The following is a 20397-nucleotide window of genomic DNA, read 5'->3' as shown; positions in this document are numbered from 1 at the left end:
GCAATTGGCACGCTAATCCCGTCCTAGAATCGAGCGGGTCAACTCAGCCAATCCACTCGCATCAAGGTGCGCAGACAAAGCGTCCTTTTGCAGCAACTCCTCTGTCAAATGCGGATGGAACTTCTCGAACAAAAGGTTTGGTGAATGAGCAAATAGGTCCATCTCTTTGCCATCTGCGAGAGCAGAAAGTGCGTCGATCAACTCCGGACTTTCGTCCTTCCCGAACACTTCCAGAAAGCCGTCGTGAGTCTGCACGGTGAAGCCGCTCGCGCGAAGGGCGAGTGCCAAGGTCGTTGTCCGAACGGAACCTGTTTTGGTCGCTATGACAGCGGCATTGTCGCTGAGCTGCGCAATCCTTCCGGGGGCAAATTGCAGTTGGCCGTAGTTGCTGCGTGCCTCGTCGAGTAGCTCTAGCGCAGTCGGATCAAGATAGATCGGGCGCTTTTGGCCTTCTATAACATCGAACATTCGCTCGATCACCCGGTCATGGATGTTGCCAGGGTCGCCCCCAAAGATGGGCGGCACTCCGGCTTTCGCCGGTGCAACCATGATGACACGATCCCGGTCGAGAACTTCCTGCACCAGCCAGCGCCTGCCGGAAAAAATGAGAAGCATTCCCGGCGCGATCATGTTGTCGATGGGAAGTGTCCCAAGCTCCTTACCGCCGGAAATCAGCCGGTATTCCTCGGGCGTCTGAAATACGGCGTAGAAGCTATAGTGCTCGACCAGCTTCTCGCCATTGGCACCGAGCAATAGAAGGCCATCGCTGGCTTGCTCAATGAGCGCGACCTCGGGTTGCCCGAGTGCTCGCAAGACATCCAGGAACAGCTGGGTATCGACCTGGCGGAATGGCCCGATCTGGCAGAGAATCCCGTAGAGTTGCTGCGCACGTATTCCGCCTCGCTCGGAGATTACCGAGAGGATTTGGTGAACGAGTGTCGAAAGGTGAAGGGCCTCGCGTTGCGGCGGTTCGCACCAGCCTTCCAAAAGCAATTCGATCATCGAAATGGCCCGCACCATGCCTAGGCGAAGACGGTCCGAGAAATTGCTCGTCGGCGTGAGCTTCGCCTCAACTGCGTATTGTCGAAGGATAGCTGGCTTGCCAGGTCGCCGCCCTGATCGGCCAAGCCTTTGCCTGAGTGATGCGACGCTGAACGGTGCGCCAATCTGGCCGACGCAGGTTACATCGCCAATATCGATTCCCAATTCCAGCGTGGAAGTGCAGATGGCAGTCGTCGGCGCAGTACCATCTTTCAGGCGACGTTCGACGAAGTCTCGATGCTCGCGCGACAGGCTGGCGTGGTGAGGGTAAAACTCCTGCGGCAGGTGTTCCTTTTCGCAAAGTGCGCGCAACCGATCTGAGTAGATTTCAACTGCCTGACGCGCACCGCCAAAGACAAGATTGTCGCTGCCTCTCAGGTGTTCGAATAGGTGCTGCGCAATGGCATCCGTCGCTGAAGGGCCTTCATCGTCCTTGTCGCCAGCAACGTAGCCACGGAGCTGAAGCTGCAATTCGGCTGATCCGCCCTCGGCAATGACCTGTTCGACTTCACTTGGGCTGTCAGGACGAAGATAAGCCTTCGCAAGCTCCATATCTCCGAGTGTGGCCGACAAACCAACCCGGCGAATAGGTCTCTTTAGAGCAATTTCGAGGCGCGTGAGAAGCGAACGCATCTGGATTCCGCGCTCACTGTCGAGGACCGAATGCAATTCATCGAGAATGACTGCGCGCGTTGCGCCAAACAGTCTCGGAATCTCCAATCCGCGTCGAATGAATAGCGCTTCAAGAGACTCCGGGGTGATTAGCAGCACGCCCCTCGGTCGCTTGGTAGCCTTAGCCTTCACCGATGACGAAACGTCGCCATGCCACGGCGTGATAGGCAAGTCTGTGTCGCGACAAATGTCTTCAAGTCGCCGCGCCTGATCGGTGATGAGCGCTTTCAGCGGCGCGACATACAGAACATCAAATCCGGAGTCCTCACTGGGTTCATCGAGCACCTGGGACAGTAGTGGGAGAAATGCGGCTTCAGTCTTACCTCCGGCAGTGCTGGCAGCGACAATCAGGTCACGATTGCCGTCCATAAGCACGTGCGTGGCGCGCGCTTGAATGTCGCGCAATTCCTTCCAGCCTTGCTGACGAACCCATTTCTGGATTGGTCGAGCCAGCTTGTCGAACGCCGTGCTCACAGTCGGAAGCTGGCTAGCTCGTCGCTCTCAGGGACAGCGCCAACGCTCTCATCCACGTCGCTCATGTCGTCACCAGAATCTTCCGCCACGTCGAGCTCTTCGATGAGGTCCGACCATTCGACGCCTGGGTTTTGTTCGAGCACCGCCAGAAGATTTACAAAAGCCGTGACTGTGTTCCGGGGGGTTCTGAAATAGGCCTCCCCGATCCTTTCCGAGCAGTGTATCATGAACGCTTCCAAGGCGTCGTCTGGTAGGATTGCTTCATCGCCCTGCATGACGGCGCGAATGTTGGCTAGGAGCACGAACAGGTCTTCAGGTGTAAGGCTGGCCAATCGAATGACTGGCCCGGAAAGATCGACCAGTCCGTCACGCGCAAAGGTGTTCTCTGCGAGGCGAGATTGCAGGGCCTCATAGCTGTAGAGGCCGCGCCGCGTATTCATGAGGAATTCCGGCGTTCCTCCCAAGAGGAACCCAAGGTTCTCAGCGCTCCCTTGCAGAACGTCGTTCAGGATACGCAGGATTTGCTCATAGTTGGCATTGCGGGCTTGCGATGAAGTCAGCTTGTAGAGGTTGACCATCTCGTCAAGGCCGACGAGCAGGCCCTTGTAGCCCGCTTCACAGACAAATGCCGACATCAGTTTGAGGTGATCGTAGACGCTGGCGTCATTGACGATTGTGCGAACACCCAGAGCCTTGCGAGCATCGGTTTTGGTTGCAAATTCGCCGCGCAGCCATCTGATCGCTGCCGATTTCAGCTCTTCATCGCCGGTTTCGTGCCCCTCCCAATACCGGCGGATCACCTGCGCGAAGTCGAAGCCTCCAGTCAGTTCTTCGAAATGGGCAAGGCGCTGGCGAATGATGTCATCTGTCGATCGCTCTTGAGCCTCGGCATCGTGCTGGGCCTGGCTGACAAACCGCTCGACAACACTTGGCAATGCACCGCCATCCGGCTTGGTACGGGTGGCAAGGTTTCGCGCCATCTCTGCGTAGAGGCCCCGTGCTTGCCCGCCGGTCGCGTGGATGCGCCGATCCGGGGCAAGGTCGGCAAACATGACGACCAGTCCCTTTTCGAGCGCCACAAGCCGGATCAGGTTCATGAAGAAGGTCTTGCCGGAGCCATACTCGCCGATGATGAAACGAATGGCTGAACCGCCATCGGCGATCCGGTCCATGTCCTTGACGAGTTCTTCGATCTCACGCGCTCGTCCGACCTGAATGTGCCGAAGTCCCAATTTGGGAACAACCCCCGCGCGTAGCGCCTGAACAATAGCGTCGCGTTCGCGCGGCTTCAGTCTCGACATGAATTAATCCCCCTTCGCCATCTCGGCTCTCAACGTATCGGCGATGTCCGGCGATACGTCATATCCGTCATATTCATCGAGCAATGCTTGATCGAATTTATCGAAAGCCCACTCATTGACTACCTCAAGCGCGCCAGAGGGCATGAGCCCTTGCTTACCTGCGATCTCGTCAAACTCTTCGTCAGTCCAGTGTTCGCGCTGGATTATCTGCTCCACAAGCATCGCGTGCTTGGGATCGAGGCCAGCCATTGATGATGGAAGAGCATGTGCTGCGGTGGCCTCGTCGCTCCCGTCTTCGTCGGTCGAAAAAATCTCGCCCAGTACGCTTGAAACGCGCTCGGTGTCATTTCGAATAGCGGCAATACGCGCTGCATCGAGCGAAGCGGCTTTGGGTTTCGGCTCGTCCGGTATTTGTTCGCCTAGTGCTTCAGCTTCGGCGGCTTTGACGCGAACCGGGCCGTCTGGCACGTCGCCAGCATGAAGGTCGGCGTAAACGAAGCCAGCATCGATCCCCAGAGCCTTGTAGATCTTCTCGATGCAAGCCACTTCTTCAGACTGAATCACGCTGTCAGCGTGGGCTATCGCGACAACCGCAGCACGCAGGGCCAGATGATGTTCAGCGTCTGCGTCTTTCAACTTGCTCCGCAGCCATGACATGTCTGGCGGAACATCGAGATACCATTCGAGGTTGGCGTAGAGACGCTTTCTCTCAAGCTCAGTCAGGCCGCTAACCGCTTCGATCTTTTCACGAAGTGCCCTGCGTTCGGCTTCCACAATTTTGCTGTCGGCATGTGCGACGAAGGTCGCCAGCGCGAGTTCCAACAATTCGGTCCGATAGGCCTGGGATACATCTTCAAGCTGTTCGACCGGCTCGCCCAGTTCGAAGATCACGACGGGTTCGTCGAACTTCGGCCCACGCAGTGAAAATCTCGGGTCGGGAGCCATACCGAAGCCAATCCGGGCGAGTGCATCTGCTGCGCCAGTCAAGTTCCGCTTGCCTAGTTTTTCAGGGGCTGCTCCTTCCAGTCGTGAGATCACATCAACCGCTAGAACCAATCCGCCAGCTGCAATTTGCGCTTGCGCCCACGCTTTGAGTTCTTCCAACTCGCCCGAAGGGAAAAGATTCCAAAGCTCGGCAGGTAGTAGTGCCTGCGCTTCGATGGTTCCCCGCCCATCTGGATTTCGTCCAAGATATCGGCTGAATTTATCGAGTTCATCCATTGCCTCATCTGCGATCTTCTGAGCAACTAAGACCGGCTTTATGAGGTCAGAAATATCCGGAACGGGCTCTCCATTGAGTGTTGGCGTCAATGGCCCTTCAAATTCACCGGATGCCGCTTTGTATCTGTCAGCCAGCGCGCTTTGGGGCTGTTGGATTTTTAGACCATCGGGGTAGAGCGCATGAAATTTGAGCTTGAATAACTCTTTAAACTCGTTTGCGCAGCGCTGCGCCGGTGTACGAATCCGGCGCTCGGGATGACAAGAAAGCCATAGGTAAATCCATTCCGCATCGAGTGCGTGACCCTTTGCAATCAGACCACCGATAGAGAATTTCAAGGAGAATGGTAAATCCCACCCCCTGTTCTCCAAAATTCTTTGTTTTAGCGTAGGGTCATCGAAATCGAATTCGCCCATGCCAGCTACACCAGCTACATCGAGGAATTCGCCGAGATATCTTTGGGCGGAATGGCTTTCTGAGAATAGATTTTTTAGTCGCCTGACTTCTGTCAGAATTTGTCTTCTTTCTTCCTGCAAGGGCTGGTCGATCAGAAAGCGCCGCTCCAAACCATAGAAGAACAGGAACATGTATCCGGGGTTGATTGCCCCGTCTTGTCGCCCACCCGCCAGCCAATCAAGGTAGGTGGCTCTGCAAACGGCAGGAATGCTCGAATACCCCGGCCAATATGACATGTTATCGCCATTCTTGTCCGACCCGACCCGCGAGACGGATAACGATGGATCGATGTAGGCTCGACAGCTCTCGCCATAATAGGATGAGTCAATGCGCGGGGGTTTGCCGACGTAGATCATCCCATTGATTGTGCGACCTGCGATAGTGATGGGCTGGCCCTTAGGTACCCAGCCTTGGTAATGACCTTGCGATCTTTCCGATGGACCCTGCCTCGGACTCTCTGCTTGACGCGAAAGCTTCTCTTCTTGGTCCGACCGGCGCTGTAGTTCTGTAGATCGGCGCACTGTTTCCGCTGCAATTTGCGCAACTTTTCCGAAGTCGGAATCAAACTGATCTGGCTGACCGGGTCTGGAATTCGGAGTCTCTCCTACTTCGCGCGACAATGGGAGAGATCGTAGCTTTTCAGGGGCGGCCGTCTCAGCCACTCGCGCACTTCGACGCTTTTCATACCACCAGACAAACGCGATGGGCGCGAGAAGGGCGAAAAAAACTTCAAGCGCATCGGGCAGACTATCCAATGCGATTGCTGCGATTATTACGCAAACAAAGAAAGAGACGACGTAAAGCCCGATAATACGGATGATTTTCCAGACAATCGACATATGCACTGCCTGCCATTTTGCGGATGAGAGGTCACGCTGATTTTCGCCAAGCGAACATTCGGTCAGCCGAGCAACACTTTCTCCAGAGCCTCGATCAACTCGTGTCGTTTCTCAGGCAGCATCTTCTCCAGATTCTGCTGTTTCCACAAGACTGCGGGCAAGTGGCTGGCTTCCGGTATTTCGAGAAGCTCCCAGTCCAGTTCACCCCGCTTGAAGCCGATTAGGAACTTGCGGTGCACGTCTGGCATCTCGCCAACCATCGTGGCGACGATTGCCTCGCGCGTACCCTCAAGATCGACAAGCTCGACATTCTCTTTTGTCATGCCGATAAAGCCACGTTCGAATTCCTCGGCCAGCGGTTTGCGGGTCGGAGCGAGCACTTCGGCCATCGGGCGATTGTGGCTGATAAGGTAGACGAGGAATGCGCGCCGCAGTTCGTCGCTTATCCCTTCGTTCTCCAGCAAGTCTCGCACGTCGAACAGGTCGCGCGGGTGCTGGCGATCCAGCGCCGCCACGATCTTCCCCGCATAGAGGTCGGCGAAGGAAACAACGTGCATCTCGGCGAAGCCGAATGTGTCTTCGACTGTAGGCACGACGCTCATCACCACGGGGTCGTAGACGGTGCCGCGCAAGACAGGCGTGACCTCGATCTTGATCTGGACGCCTTCGGAGCGGACGATAAGTTTGGTGACAATGTTGTCGCCTGCGGAGCGCGATGGCGCGACCGCTGCGCCCGGTATGCCGGCTTCGATCCGCTCCTTGATCCGCAGCATCGCCGCGTCGATAGCTGCGAGTGATGGAGCGCGATCCTCGACCGGCAAGTAGGTCAGGTCGATGTCCACCGAGAGGCGCGGCAAGTCGCGCACGAAGAGGTTGATCGCCGTGCCGCCCTTGAGCGCGAAGCACTGCTCTTGCGCCACGAACGGGATGGTACGGATCAGGAGGGCAACCTGCTGCCGATAGGCGTCCTGGAAGGCCATTTCCTATTGCCCTCCAAGATCGGCAGGTACCGTGATGTCGTATTGCGGATCGAGCCTACCCCCCTTCACCAGAAGCCGTTTGCCGGAACCCAAATCGATCTTGGCCAGGTCGAGTTTCGGTCGCCACGCATGGCCGTGCCGGTCGGCAAAGAACAGGAACAGCCGCTTCACCTTTACGCTGGAGCAGGCTTCGAGAAGAGTTTGCAGGCGACGAGGGCTGAGATCGCTCAAGCCTTCCATTAAGGCATCGACCTGATGAAAGCTCTCATGCTTGGGCAGTTCATCGAGCAATTCGAGAACGGCGCGCTCCTTGCTCGAATAGCGAACAGGCAATTGCGCGCCAGCGGCACTATACATGGTGGGGCTTGGCAATGGTGGCGTGTCGGCATCTGTCGGAAACAGGCGCAAGCTGTTGTGCCATGCGAATGTCACTTCGAGCGGCAAATCACCCAGCCAGGTTGGCGGTCGTGTCGGTCCGTAAAGGTGAACCGTCTGGACGTTTGCCGAAAGGTAGTGGGCATAGCCTTGCTGTTCGAGCGCGGTGCGACCGCCAACGGTCAGTGGAAGGTCAAGCATGGTCTGGAGCGAGATCACGACTTGCTGCCAGGTCATAGGCCCGCGTGAACGGCGATAGACCCGTCGCGCTGGGCTATCCAGCCAGCCGGAACTTACATACTGGCTGCGCAGCGCGGACGAATAGCCATTGGCCTCCAGCCAAGCGGCATCGACCAGAAGTCCTTCCGGAAGCTCCTGCTGGAGTTGGTTTAGCTTGCTGTCCAAACGCGTAGCCATGCTTAGTGTTTTGCCACTTGTGTAAACTTGTGTCTAGTTTGAAATAACCTCAAAAGACTAAGCTGAACTTAGCGTTCTGGCAAAGATTCAAACCCAGCAGCCAAGCCGACTGCGCGAAATCCGGCAAAGATGGCGCGGAAATCCATCGCTGCCGTCGCAAATTCGCGCGTGCCAGCCGCAAGATCGCATCGAGCGAAAAAATTCTCAGAATCAATGGGCAAAGAAGCGGTATGTCCGTAAAGGTCTCGGACCGTCCATAGACGGTTCAAATCGTGCAAATCGTTGAAGAATTGCCCGAATCCCAACTGGATCTGACCCTTGCGCCTTTTAGAAAAGTTCTCATTATGTTCCGCAGAGGGGCTGCTAATGTTAAAGTGAGAAGGCCCTATGTCGAATACCGAACGCATCATCCGCCTCAAGACCGTGCTCGACCGCACTGGTCTTTCCCGCTCTACTATTTATCGCAAGATCGCAGAGGGCACGTTCCCGTCGCAGGTCAAGATCAGCATCCACGGCGCGGGCTGGCACGAGTCTGCCATCAATCGCTGGATTGCCGATCCCGCTCACTATCGTGAAGAGGAACCGGCGGAATGAGCGGCCATCAACCTGTCGAGCCGATCTGCGTCAGGATCAATGACGCTGCCCGAATGATAGGCGTTGGGCGCACGAAGCTCTATGAACTGATCTCCAGCGGTGAACTCGAAACGGTGAAGATCGGCAAGGCAACGCGCGTTACCACTGCCAGCTTGCAGAAGTTCGTCGAGCTGCGAGTTTCAGACCGGTGGCATTGAAACCCTCTTTAGAGAGAAGCCGACCGGACTCCTGTCACTCTGTCACATCGCCCACGCGCCACACTGTCACTTCGTTCTTAAGGCGATTGACCAGGAAGGTCATATCAGCATCCGGGAAATAATAGGCGTCGTGCAATCTCGACATTGTTGAAGGCCCCTTCTCCGCAGGCCCAAGCCGCGCCTCGAAGCTCTCTCGATTCCATGGCACATTCATGCCGATATTGCCCATTACCCAACGTTGCAGCTCATTCCTACGCTCGGCGTCTGCGCGATCCTCTCCCGAACCGCCCAATGTGATCCTGTCCGTAGCTTCGAGTTCGGGTGCGGTCTTTGCGGCTGGATTTCCATTCTCCGCTCCCCAACGTGGGTAGAAACTCACCTCTGCATCATATTCTCCGCTCGGCAACGCGTTGCGAGCGCTGGAGGTATCGAGGACAAATTCGGTGCGAGGGGACGCAAGTGTAACTCGCTCGCTGTGACCTATGAAGACGTCGTCAGGCTTCTGACCCGCCAAAGCCACCCCAGCCATAACCTCTACCGGAGTTGGAAGATTGGTTGTCACAACGAACCGGATTTGCGTGTCGCTTTGCGGTGAAGCGTCCAACGAGATTTCAGCCGTTGCAGGATCGAAAGCATCGCCAACTGAGCCAGCTTCAACTTCGACATCTTCAGGCGCTGGGTTCGGGGCTTGACCACAGGCCGCAAGCGTTAGGACTAGGCCTGCCGTCCAAAAATACTTCATTGTAACCCCCTATAGTCCCATATCAGAAATGGCTTGCGGTGTCCGAAAAGCCCGCGAAGCAGCCTAAGAATGGGATCGTAGCGAACCTGATAGCCAAATCTAGTCGAAGTCGGGGCCGTGCATAGCTTGGCACTTGTGGCACCTTTGACCGTTATGATTCCGGATTCAAATACTCCGCCCATACAGCCATTAAGTCGCGCCGCTTGTCGAAGAAGTCGGTGCGGCGATAGGCGGCTTCGACCTGGTTGCTCAGCTTGTGGGCCAATGCCTTGTCTGCCACTTCCTTCGGAAAGTCGGTCTTCTCCGCCGCCCAATCAGTAAAGGCGGAGCGGAAGCCATGGACGGTCGCGCCCTTGATCCCGGCATCGCGCAACAGCTTGGTCATTGTCATGTCACTGATGGGCTTGTCGCCATTGTTCGAGAAAACGAGGCCATCGTCGCTCGTGCGCAGTTTCCAGCGCCGACGCAGAATGGAAACCGCTGCCTTAGAGAGCGGCACCACATGCGTTTCCTTTGCCTTCATGCGCTCGCCGGGGATTGTCCAGACCGCCTTGTCGAGGTCAATCTCAGTCCAGACGGCCTTGCGCGTTTCGCTCGACCGCACGGCGTTGTAGATGGTGAAACGCAGGGCATCGCGGCCCGTGGTGGGTGATGCGGTCGCCAGCTCCTTCATGAACGCCGGAATGCCAGCATAAGGCATGGCCTTGAAGTGCTCGACCTTGTCGGTCTGGCGCGGCAAGCCCTTGCGGACTGAGCGCAACGCGGCCTCTTCTTCCCGCCATCCCTTGATATGCGCAAAGTCGAGCACTGCACCGATGCGCTGCAAGATTTTACGAGCAGTGTCGGGGATGTCGAGCCAGATGGGCGTGAGCACCTCGACGACGTGGGTGCTGTCCACCTGATCGACGGGCTTCCTGCCGATCAGCGGGAAGACATGGTTTTCCATGCTGGAAATCCAGTTGCGGTAGTTCTGGTTCTTCCAGCCGTCCTTCAAGGCCTCGTAGCATTCGCGCGCTGCCGTTTCGAAGCTGGGCACCACCTTGCGCGACTTCCGTCGCTCGGCAACGGGATCGATCCCAGCGCGAACCTGGCGGCGCAGAGCTGCCGCCGCGTCACGCGCTTCGGTCAGCGTCACATCGAGCGCCGATCCCAATCCGTAGTCGCGCCGCCTGCCGTTGTGCTGCATCCGCAAGACCCAACTACGGGAGCCGCTTTCCTTCACAAAAAGACACAAGCCACGGCCATCAACGTAACGACCGGGCTTGGCGTTCTTCACCTTCAATGCTGTCAGTGCCATAGGTTATACACACCATAAAATTGTTCCAACTTTCGACCCCACATGGTGATCGAAATGCAGGCAAACGGGGGCGATCAACCGTGAACACGGTAGAAGACAAATCCCTGATTTTACAGAGTGGTTAGGGACGTCCCGACACTGCCTGCGACAGAAGTTTTAGCAATGTCGGGTGCACCATTCGCGGCCGGTTCCTCTTGGGACAACCTCACCGTGACCCAACCGCAATCCTGATCTGACCTCCGCCCAGGATTGTGGTGGGCTTGGGATGGGAGTCTCTCTTCCGAAGGCGTTGAGGATCGGCATTTCGCCGCGAACCGTGCCCCTTGCGGGAAGAGTGCGATTTCCCGGAACCGGTGATGGTTGGATTATGGGTAGCTAGAACCATGCCCGCAGGCCGATGACGGCCTTCACGCCATCCGGGTCTCGTCTGTTCGCCCGAGCAATGTCGGCGGTCTCGCCCAGCTTCGCTTCGTATTCGATCCCGATATAGGGCGCGAATTCGCGCAGGATCTCGTATCGCAGGCGTAGCCCCGGTTCGATCGTGGTAATCCCGGCGCCGATTTCGCGCTCCGGAATGTCCTGCGCCGCAAAACCCGCCTCGATGCGCGGTTGCAGGATCAGACGCTGGGTGATCTTCTGATCGTATTCGGCCTCGACCCGCGCGGTCAGATCGCCGCGGTCCGACAGGAACAGCGCCCCGTCGAGATGGACCATGTAGGGCGCGAGGCCCTGCAGACCGACCACCAGATGCGTGAGGCTGCCGGGCTCGAAGTCGAGCCGCACGCCCGCCTGCAGATCGAAGAACGGGCCGATCGCGCGGCTGTAGAGCGCTTGAATTTCGGCATCCTCCAACGCGCCGCCGAATTCACCTTCGCCTTCGGTTTTGAGCACGAAGCGATTGATGTCGCCGCCATACCAGGCTTGTGCATCCCACACATAGCCGTCTTCGCCGCCATCGGTTGCGATCCGCGCTTCCAGCCGTTCGACCAGGATCGTGCCGGTGGTCATGCCGCCGTTTTCGCGAGCCAGTTGCGTGCGTGCGGGGGCCATCGCTTCGCGGCCCCAGACTGCATCGGCCGCGTATCGCGGTCCTTCCAGTGCGCGGGGCGGGGTCGCATCTTCGGCTGCGGCCCCGGGTGCGGCCTTGTCCGTCATCGCTGCGTGCGATCCATGGTCCATGCCCGCCATGGGCGCGTCGTCGTCGTTGCGCTCGCTTGGCGGACATTGCCCGGGTGGAAGATGCCCCATCGCGCAATGATCGATCTCGGGTTCCGGCGAGGGTTCCTGCTCAATCTTGGGCGGGCATTTTTCGGGCGGCAGGTGGCCCATCGCACAGTGATCCATCTCGGACTGCGCGGCAGGCTTCTTGCCGTGCGCCGAATGGTCCTGCGCAGCAAGCGGAGTAGCCGCCACCATTGCCCCGGCAAGCACTGCAACGCGCATCATGACGTGCCTCCCTCGGGGAATGGCCGCACTGTCACCACTTGCATCATTCCTGCGTGCATGTGGTAGAGCAGGTGGCAGTGGAAGGCCCAGTCGCCCGGCTCGTTCGCGGTCAGGTCGAAGGTCGCGGTGCCGCCGGGCTGGACGATGACCGTGTGCTTCAATGGCTGGTGCATATGGTCCGCGCCATTGACCAGTTCGAAGAAATGGCCGTGCAGGTGGATCGGGTGCGCCATCATGGTCTGGTTGACCAGTTTCACCCGGACCCGCTCGTCATAGCCGAAGCGGATCGGGTCGTCGGTGACGGCCGCAAATTTTTTGCCGTCGAACGACCACATGTAGCGTTCCATATTGCCGGTAAGATGGATTTCCATCTCGCGGTCTATGCTGCGATGCGGGTTCATCCGCCTGGCCTTGAGATCGGTGTAGCGCAGCACGCGGTGGCCGACCCCGTCGAGGCCGAGACCGGGGGAATCCATGCGGTCCATCGGCATCGGCGCAATCATGTCGACGCCCGGCCCGACCTCGACATCGCCCGGCACGAGCGACTTGTCCCGCATCGAGTGGTCCATGCCTTGCATTCCGTTCATTCCGGAATGGTCCATCATGCCCATATCGACCATCGTCAGCGTCGGGATTTCCCGCAGCGGCGGCGGGGTGGCGCGGTGGCCCTTGTGGCTTGTCAGGCTGGCGATCCCCATCCCGCTGCGGTCCATCGCCTCTGCTACGATCGCGTGGCTCCCGTCCGACGGGGACACGATCACATCATAGGTCTCGGCGACGCCGATCTGGAATTCGTCCACCTGCACTGCGTCCACGTCCTGCCCGTCGGCTGCGATGACGGTCATCGGCACACCGGGAATTCGAACGTTGAAGAAGGTCATCGCCGATCCATTGATGACCCGCAGGCGCACGCGCTCGCCCGCGCGAAACGCCAGTTGCAGGTCATCCTGCGGACCGTGCCCGTTGATCAGGAAGGTGTAGGCGGTGCCCGTCACATCGGAAATGTCGCGCGGGTTCATCCGCATCTGCCCCCACATGCGCCGCATCTCGCCCGGCATGTCGCCCTCGGTCGCGGTCTGCATCTGGCGCTGGAAGTAATGCTCGCCGACCTTCAGCTTGCGCATGATCTCGTGCGGATGCAGCGGCGTGAACTCGGACAGCAACACCACGTAATCGCGGTCGTAGCGCGGATCCGGTTCCGCACTCTCGATGATGATCGGGCCGTAATGCCCCGCCTGTTCCTGCAGGCCCGAGTGCGAGTGCCACCAATAGGTGCCGCTCTGGCGGATCGGGTATTCGTAGGTGAAGGTCTCGCCCGGCTTGATGCCGGGGAAGCTGACGCCGGGCACCCCGTCGAACTGGAACGGCACGAGCAGGCCGTGCCAGTGGATCGAGCTGTCTTCGTCCAGATTGTTCGTCACATGCAGCCGCGCGGTCTGGCCTTCGCGCAGGCGCACCAGTGGCCCCGGCACGGTGCCGTTTACGGCGAAGGCGTGTCCCGAGCGGCCGCCAGCCGTGAAATGATGATTGCCGATGGCAAGCGCGATGTCCTCGCCCGCCACTTCGCCAAAGCCGTTGCGCGCGTGCGTCAGAGACGCGCCGCGGGCCCAGGCGGGCATCGGAAGCGCGCTGGCAGCAGCCAGGGCAGCGGTGCTGCGGATTAGATGTCGTCGGGAAAGCGAGGGCATTGGGGAGCCTTGCAAAAGATTGATCCGTCGATGTCGGCTATATATACCCCCATGGGGTATGACAATCGGACACTTGGGCCATGGCTGACGCAAAGACCGCAAAAATCAATCGGCTGAACCGGATCGCGGGGCAGGTGCGCGGCCTCGCGCAGATGATCGAGGATGACCGTTACTGCATGGATATTCTCCATCAGCTGCAGGCGGTAAAATCCGCGCTCGCCAAGGTGGAAACGCAGATCCTGAAGGATCATGCCGCCTGCTGCGTAGCCGAAGCCATCGCCAGCGGCGACGAGGCCGACCAGCGCGAAAAGTTCGAGGAACTGGTGGATTTGTTCGCCAAGCGGCGTTGACCGTCACGCCGCGTCTCGGGTGGGCGCGGACGAATCCGCTGACGGCGGTCACCTTGCGACCGAGTTCGGAGCGCCTGTTGCATCTGCCCGGGATGGAGGCCCAGGCCGATGTCGTGCCCTCAAGCCATTCCCGACCGCCAAGTCCTAGCTGGCGGGCTTCCTCGCAAAGACGCCAAACCCGGCGATGATTGCGTAGCAGATGATCGGGATGATCATCGCCACGGCCAGATCTCCGCCCGTAGCATCGGCCACGACCCCGTAGATGAGGGGAACGATAGCGCCGCCGCAGATCGCCACGTTGATGATGCCCGAACCGTCTGCTGCGCGCGGGCCCAGTTTTTCGCAGGCGAGCGAGAAGATCGTCGGGAACATGATCGAGTTCATCAGACCCACGGCGAGCAAGCTGTAAGCGGCGATGGAACCGCTGCTGGTGGTCGAGATCACGATCAGTGCGATGGCGCCAGCGGCGTTGAAGGCAAGGATCTTGCCCGGGCTGAACAGGCGCAGGAACACCGATCCGATGAACCGGCCGATCATCGCGCCGCCCCAATACAGGCCGATCATCCAACCGATCACGCTTTCGGGCTGACCCAGCACGCGTTCTCCGGACAGGTAATTGATGATTACCGAGCCGATCGACACTTCGGCGCCGACGTAAAGGAAGATGCACAGCGCGCCATAGCCGAAGCGGCCGCGCTTCAGCAGGTCGAGCCCGGCGAGCCCTTCGGAGGCTTCGTGCGTTTCGCCCTGCAGGCGGTTGCGGAACAGCCAGACCGTGAGAGCGACCAGCGCAATCAGCGCTGCCAGGCCGAGATAGCCCTGCCAGATCGCCTCGCTTTCCGCCTGGCGATAGGCCTGGAGGTCGGCGCCGGACAATTGGTCGGCGCTGATCGTGGCCAGGCTGCCAAGGATGAGCGCCGCCCCGACGATCGGGAAAATGGTGGTGCCGAGCGAATTGAACGCCTGCGCGAAGGTCAGCCGGCTGTGCGTGGTGCTGGGCGGGCCGAGCAGGCTGATCAGCGGGTTCGCGACGACCTGGACGATCACCACACCGCTGGCGAGGACGAACAGCGCGAACAGGAAGATCGCATAGGTCGCTGTCTGGCTGGCCGGGATGAACAGCAGGCAGCCCGCCATCATGGTAAGCAGGCCCGCGACCGCGCCGCGCATGTAGCCGATCTTCTTGACCAGTTTCGCGCCCGGTATGCCGATAATCGCATAGGCGGCGAAGAAGCAGAACTGGACCAGCATCGCTTCGGTCCAGTTGAGCGTGAACAGTTCCTTCAGCTTGGGGATGATCACGTCGTTGAGCGACGTGATACCGCCGAAGATGAAGAACAGGCCGAATACGAAATACTGCAGGCCCGGTGCGTCGACCGGCGGCCTGTCGTCCTCGATCGAAGCGGGAATTGCGCTCGTTGCGGCGTCGGGTGCCAGTGCCATGTCAGTTATCCTCCCAAGACCCGGTGCGACCCTGGTGGGGCCCGGTTTGTATTCTATGGCTCCCGGTCTCAGGCGCGTGCCGCCTCACGCCGGGAGTTTGGACCGGCCTGCTCAGAACGAACAGTCGGTTCCGTCTGCAAATTCCTCGCGCACGATGGTCCCGATGCTCAGCGCGAAAGCGCCCTGCGATGCGAAGGTCAGCGTCGGGCCGAGATCGGTGGTGCAAGCGCCGGTGATGATCATCTCCCGCCAGCTCTTGCCCGCTGCGACTGCCAGCTGCTGCGTGATGTCGAGCGGTTCGCCCGAACCGACCGCGAGCGTGACGGGGGCCTCGGGCCGATCGGTGACGGCGTAGAGGATGCGGTAGCCGTAGCCGCTGTTGCCGCCGCCCTGCGACAGTTCGAGCGCGGCGCCCGGCGCGAAGGTTACGCTCCGCGCGTCTTCCTGCGCGCTCCGGTCGAGGCCCATGGCGGTGATCCCGCCCGCTTCGCCGCGCAGATTGTCGAGCTTGCCACTCGCGGTATTGGCCAGCACGCCGTCGGCGAGGCGGCCGTTGACATACCAGTCGAGCGCGGGCCCCTGTTCGAGCGGAGCGCAATTCTCGTCGAGCTTGCGCAGCGGCGCGGTGTCCGCCAGCGAACGGCCGTAGCCCACCGGGAAAAGCGCGCCTTCGGGGCTGTTGAGCGGGCCATAATCGCAGCGTTCGGGCCAGCTGAAGCCGAGTTTGCCCGTGACCGGCACCGCGCCGGTGAGGACATCGGCAACACCCGCGCCCTCGCTGCCCGGAAGCCAGCTGGCGACAAAGGCGTCGGCCAAATTGAGTTCGCGGTTCATCCACATCGGGCGGCCCGACAGGAACACGGCGACCGTGGGTACGCCTTCGGCTGCGAACTTGCGCAGCAGGCCGAGCCCCTCTTCGTCGGAGAAGCCGAGGTGCTTCCGGTCGCCGGCGAATTCGGCATAGGGTTCTTCGCCGAAGACCACGATCGCGGCGTCGGGTTTGGCGGCATAGGTCCCATCGACCGACAGAGTGGCACTGCCGCCACGCGCTGCGGCAGCGTCCTTGAGCCCCTGCCAGATCGAGGTCGCGCCGGGGAAATGTTCTGCGTTCGCGAGTTCAAGCCCGCCCTGCCAGGTGAGCGTCCATCCGCCCGCGGCCTGCGCGATGCTGTCGGCAGCGCTCCCGGCGACGAGGATGTCGGCGCCTTCGGCCAGCGGCAGCACACCGTCGTTCTTCAGCAGGACCTGCGATTTGGCGACCGCCTCGCGGGCGATCGCGCGGTGCTCGGGCGAGCCCAGCAAATGGTATTCGCCGGCATTGGGCCGCGCGGACGGCTGGGCGAATTCGTCCAGCAGGCCGGCGCGCATCTTGACGCGGAGGATACGGCTGACGGCTTCGTCGAGGACCGGCACCGGGATGGTGCCATCCCGGACCTGGGCGATCAGCGTTTCGTACAGGCCCTTCCAGTCGTCGGGCACCATGTAGATGTCGAGCCCGGCGAGCAGCGATTGGGGGCAATCGGTATTGGTGCAGCCGGCAACCTGGCCGTGGCCGTTCCAGTCGCCGACCACGAGCCCGTCGAAGCCCAGCTCGCCGCGCAGGACATCGGTAAGCAGCATCTTGTTGCCATGCATCTTGACGCCGTTGATCGAATTGAAGCTGGCCATGATCGCTTCGACGCCCGCATCGATCGTCGCGGGGTATGGCGCGGCATGGATCGCCTTCAGCGCTTCGATGTCCCCGGTGACCTCGCCCTGGTCGACCCCCTGCTCGGTCCCGCCATCGCCAAAGAAATGCTTGGCGGTGGCAATGACGTGTCCGGCGCCGAGACGGTCGGCTTCGCCCTTCCGCCCCTGCAGACCTTCGACGAGTGCTGCGCCAAGGGGGGCTACGATGGCGGGATCTTCGGAATAGCTTTCATAGGTCCGGCCCCAGCGGTCGTCGCGGGCGACGGCGACGGTGGGCGAGAAATTCCAGTCGATTCCGGTCACCTCGATCTCGACGGCGGTCGCTTCGCCGATCTGGCGGACGAGATCGGGATCGCGCGCCGCGCCCAGGCCGATGTTGTGCGGAAAGATGGTCGCCCCCACGACATTGGTATGGCCGTGCACCGCATCGGTGCCCCACATGGTCGGGATGACGGGTTCTCCGCCTGCGAGCGGCTCTACCGAGGCGAGATACATTTCATCGGCATGGCGCAGCCATTGCGAGGCCGGGGCGAATTCATCGCCATAGGGGCCGCGGTTTCCGCCATTGAGATAGCTGCCGAAGCGATAGCGGCGCATGTCTGCCGCAGTGAAGGACCCGATCTGCGGCTGGATCAGCTGCGCGACCTTGCGCTCGAGGCTCATCCGCGCGACGAGATCGGCAATGCGCGCATCTTCATCGGCGACGGGCGCGGTTTGCGCCGGCGGTGCGCTCGCGGCAGGGGCGGGAACCGTGGTGCATCCCGCCAGCCCGATTGCGGCAGCCGTCGCTAGTAAAAACGTTCTCATTCCAGCCATCCCTCCCGCTCCCTTGTTCAAATGAGAACGTTATCAATCGGGCTGGGGTGCCACGCGTATCCGGTAAAATCAAGCGGCGTTTTCACCGCGCAGCCTGGTTGCCAGCAGGAGCGTTGCCAGCGCGGCGAGCCCGGCAAGAACCCAGAAGAGCCCGCTGAAACCGAACACCGGGACCATGGCCAGCGTCAGCCATGGCATGATCAGGCTGGGCACCGTGTTGGTGAGGTTGAAAAAGCCGAGATCGCGGCCGCGCCGTGCAGGTTTGGGAAGAAACCTCAGCGTCTGGCTGGAATGCAGCGCCAGGAATACGCTGGTCGACAAGCCGAAGACGACATAGCCGAAAAGCGCCCCGGCAAGCCCTCCTGACAGGGCCATGATGGCAAGACCGATGCTGCCGATCCCCGAACCCAGCACCAGTGGCAGGATCGGACGGCTGCGGATATCGGACCAGCGGCCGGCAAGCAGGGCTAGCGGCACCGACAGGCCGAGCACGAGCGCGAAGATCCGCGCAGTGTCACTATCGCCGAAATCCGGCTCGATCCCCGATATCCACACCAGCAGATAGGCGAACATGGTCGCTTCGGCGATCTGGACGAGCAGCCGGGCGAGCCACATCCGGGCGACCATGTCGCGGGCCGCCCGGCGATGCCCATGCGGGCTTGCCGGCTTGTCCGCCATCAGATGCGGCATCGCCCGCGGACGGCCGAACACCACCACCGGCAGCACCATCACCACGACCAGTCCCGCGACGAGGCCAAGGCGCAGGTCCGGTCCGGCCAGCCCCGGGATGGTCACGAAGGCCCCCGACAGCGCACCCAGCGTCGGCGCGAAGGCCAGCAGGCCGCCGAGAAAGCCTTTCTGATTGTCGGGCACGACATCCCCGGCCCAGGCCGCCAGCGGCGCGAGCATCATGTTCACCGCCAATTGCCACGCGACGATCGCGATCAGCAGCTGGGTCCGGTCCTGCGCAAGGGGCACGCACAGCAACAGCAGGCTCGACGAGAGCATCCCGGCGACGATCCACGGTTTGCGCCGGCGCGTCACATCGCTCAGCCAGCCGAAGCCGATATTGGCACAACTCGCGGCAATCGCCCCGGCGAAGGCGGCGTAAGCTAGCAGATCGATCGTGCCCGCGCTGGCCATGTCGCTGGCTCTGAGAGGCAGCAGCAGGGTGAGGAACGGAACGTAGGATACCGCGCCGCCGGCTACCGCGAGCGCGTAAAGCCACAGGAACCGGCGCGATTGGGTTATGCCCGCGTCCCGGCTCAAGTGCGGGAACGCGTGGGCGCGCGGGCCGTGGAGGCACGGACGATCAGCTCGCCTTCGACCACCACCGGCGCCTGGGGCGCGCCATGCTTGTTGAAATCGATCAGCAATTCGACCGCCCGTGCGGCAGTGCGCGCAATCGGCTGGTCGACGGCAGTGAGCGACGGCGTGGCGAAGCGCACGATGGGTGTGTTGTCGAAACTGACGATCGACAGATCGCGCGGGACGTGGAGGCCGCGTTCCTTGGCCACATCGAGCGCTGCCAGAGCCATTTGGTCGCTGCTGGCGATGATCGCCGTCGGGGGATTTTCGCGGTCGAGCAAAGCCTGCGCTGCGGCAAGCCCGCTTTCGAAGCCGAAATCGCCCTGTTCGAGCAGGTCTTCGCAATCGAGCTCGGCATTCCCCATCGCTTCGCGCCAGCCATCGGTGCGCCAGCCCGCCAGGCTGTATTCGTCCGGCCCCGCGATAAAGCCGATGCGCATGTGGCCCAGTTCGATAAGATGGTCGGTGGCTTTGCCCGCGAGCAGCTCGTCGCCCATGGTCATGGCGATACCTGGCCCATCCTCCTTCGAGCCGATGCGCGCAAACGGAATGCCGTTTTCGGCCAGCAAGCCGGTGATCTGCGGGTTTTCCGAATGCGGCGGTGTGACGATAACGCCGTCGGGCTGCAAAGCCGCGATCGCCGCGCCGAGTTCGCGCTCCACATGGTCGCTGTGCGTATCGATCAGTTCGAAGATCATCCGGTAGCCGCGCTCGGCCGCGGTCAGCATGCCGCCGAGCAGCATCTGGTCGACCCAGTCGCGGCCATCGCGGGCCCGCCAATCGGCAATCGTGCGGTCCCGGTCGTTGATCGCCAGGATCAGGTAGGACCGCGATCCGCTCATCCGCTGCGCCGCGATCGAGGGGACATATCCCAGCTTGTCGATGCTCGCCTGAACGCGCTCCTTCATGGCCGGGCGTACGTTCGGTTCCTTGTTGATCACGCGGCTGACCGTCTGCAGGGAAACCCCCGCATCGGCTGCGACGTGCTTGATGGTCACTGACTGGCGCCGCCGGCCCATGGAATAGCTAACCCCCCGAAACTCAGACCGTGCT

16 protein-coding genes are annotated in these 20397 nt (G+C 60.7%); 3 read left to right on the top strand and 13 right to left on the bottom strand.

Going from position 1 to position 20397, the window contains the following annotated elements; translation table 11 throughout:
- Positions 1-12: 12 nt before the first annotated feature.
- The 5 genes from VWN43_RS14030 to VWN43_RS14010 all read right to left on the bottom strand — a co-directional run bounded on the left by VWN43_RS14030 (position 13) and on the right by VWN43_RS14010 (position 7774).
- Positions 13-2187, bottom strand: a complete 2175-nt coding sequence (locus VWN43_RS14030) for a DEAD/DEAH box helicase (RefSeq protein WP_320181315.1) — start codon at positions 2185-2187, stop codon at positions 13-15.
- Positions 2184-3488 (bottom strand): ATP-binding protein, encoded by a 1305-nt coding sequence (locus VWN43_RS14025; protein ID WP_320181316.1) that lies wholly within the window; start codon positions 3486-3488, stop codon positions 2184-2186. Before VWN43_RS14025 ends, VWN43_RS14030 begins: the two co-directional genes overlap by 4 nt.
- Positions 3489-3491: 3 nt before the next feature.
- Entirely contained in the window at positions 3492-6002 is a 2511-nt protein-coding gene (locus VWN43_RS14020; protein WP_320181317.1) for a TerB N-terminal domain-containing protein, read from the bottom strand.
- A 62-nt stretch (positions 6003-6064) separates the two neighbouring features.
- Positions 6065-6982, bottom strand: coding sequence for a nucleotidyl transferase AbiEii/AbiGii toxin family protein (locus tag VWN43_RS14015; RefSeq protein ID WP_320181318.1), 918 nt, complete (start codon positions 6980-6982; stop codon positions 6065-6067).
- A 3-nt stretch (positions 6983-6985) separates the two neighbouring features.
- The gene (locus VWN43_RS14010; RefSeq protein WP_320181319.1) at positions 6986-7774 is read right to left on the bottom strand and encodes a type IV toxin-antitoxin system AbiEi family antitoxin domain-containing protein; all 789 of its coding nucleotides are present in this window, start codon (positions 7772-7774) and stop codon (positions 6986-6988) included.
- A gap of 387 nt (positions 7775-8161) precedes the next feature.
- Here VWN43_RS14010 and VWN43_RS14005 point away from each other — a divergent pair, with 387 nt between their 5' ends.
- Positions 8162-8368, top strand: coding sequence for a helix-turn-helix transcriptional regulator (locus tag VWN43_RS14005; RefSeq protein WP_009802104.1), 207 nt, complete (start codon positions 8162-8164; stop codon positions 8366-8368).
- The gene (locus tag VWN43_RS14000) at positions 8365-8565 is read left to right on the top strand and encodes a helix-turn-helix domain-containing protein (protein WP_320181320.1); all 201 of its coding nucleotides are present in this window, start codon (positions 8365-8367) and stop codon (positions 8563-8565) included. The genes VWN43_RS14005 and VWN43_RS14000 overlap by 4 nt, the downstream gene beginning before the upstream one ends.
- Positions 8566-8599: 34 nt before the next feature.
- Here VWN43_RS14000 and VWN43_RS13995 read toward each other — a convergent pair whose 3' ends face one another.
- The 4 genes from VWN43_RS13995 to VWN43_RS13980 form a co-directional block, all read right to left on the bottom strand.
- A complete protein-coding gene (locus tag VWN43_RS13995; RefSeq protein WP_320181321.1) occupies positions 8600-9307 on the bottom strand; it encodes a hypothetical protein in 708 nt (235 codons plus the stop codon).
- Between the two features lie 151 nt (positions 9308-9458).
- Entirely contained in the window at positions 9459-10604 is a 1146-nt protein-coding gene (locus VWN43_RS13990; RefSeq protein ID WP_320181322.1) for a tyrosine-type recombinase/integrase, read from the bottom strand.
- A 375-nt stretch (positions 10605-10979) separates the two neighbouring features.
- A complete protein-coding gene (locus VWN43_RS13985) occupies positions 10980-12050 on the bottom strand; it encodes a copper resistance protein B (RefSeq protein ID WP_320181323.1) in 1071 nt (356 codons plus the stop codon).
- Positions 12047-13738 (bottom strand): copper resistance system multicopper oxidase, encoded by a 1692-nt coding sequence (locus tag VWN43_RS13980; protein ID WP_330767592.1) that lies wholly within the window; start codon positions 13736-13738, stop codon positions 12047-12049. The genes VWN43_RS13985 and VWN43_RS13980 overlap by 4 nt, the downstream gene beginning before the upstream one ends.
- An 80-nt stretch (positions 13739-13818) precedes the next feature.
- Here VWN43_RS13980 and VWN43_RS13975 point away from each other — a divergent pair, with 80 nt between their 5' ends.
- Entirely contained in the window at positions 13819-14088 is a 270-nt protein-coding gene (locus VWN43_RS13975) for a metal-sensitive transcriptional regulator (RefSeq protein WP_253521168.1), read from the top strand.
- A 144-nt stretch (positions 14089-14232) separates the two neighbouring features.
- Here the strand turns inward: VWN43_RS13975 and VWN43_RS13970 are convergent, their stop codons facing one another.
- The 4 genes from VWN43_RS13970 to VWN43_RS13955 all read right to left on the bottom strand — a co-directional run bounded on the left by VWN43_RS13970 (position 14233) and on the right by VWN43_RS13955 (position 20363).
- Complete coding sequence (locus tag VWN43_RS13970) at positions 14233-15531, bottom strand: sugar MFS transporter (protein WP_320181325.1); 1299 nt, start codon at positions 15529-15531, stop codon at positions 14233-14235.
- 111 nt (positions 15532-15642) lie between these two features.
- Complete coding sequence (locus VWN43_RS13965) at positions 15643-18027, bottom strand: glycoside hydrolase family 3 protein (protein WP_320181326.1); 2385 nt, start codon at positions 18025-18027, stop codon at positions 15643-15645.
- Between the two features lie 78 nt (positions 18028-18105).
- Positions 18106-19305: an MFS transporter gene (locus VWN43_RS13960; protein WP_320181327.1), complete on the bottom strand. Its 1200-nt coding sequence runs from the start codon at positions 19303-19305 to the stop codon at positions 18106-18108.
- Positions 19302-20363, bottom strand: a complete 1062-nt coding sequence (locus VWN43_RS13955; RefSeq protein ID WP_320181328.1) for a LacI family DNA-binding transcriptional regulator — start codon at positions 20361-20363, stop codon at positions 19302-19304. Before VWN43_RS13955 ends, VWN43_RS13960 begins: the two co-directional genes overlap by 4 nt.
- Positions 20364-20397 lie beyond the last annotated feature (34 nt).

This window comes from Qipengyuania sp. HL-TH1 (genome assembly GCF_036365825.1).
GTDB lineage: Bacteria > Pseudomonadota > Alphaproteobacteria > Sphingomonadales > Sphingomonadaceae > Qipengyuania > Qipengyuania profunda.
The sequence above is the reverse complement of the archived record's forward strand: the minus strand, read 5'-3'. Positions and strand labels throughout refer to the sequence as shown.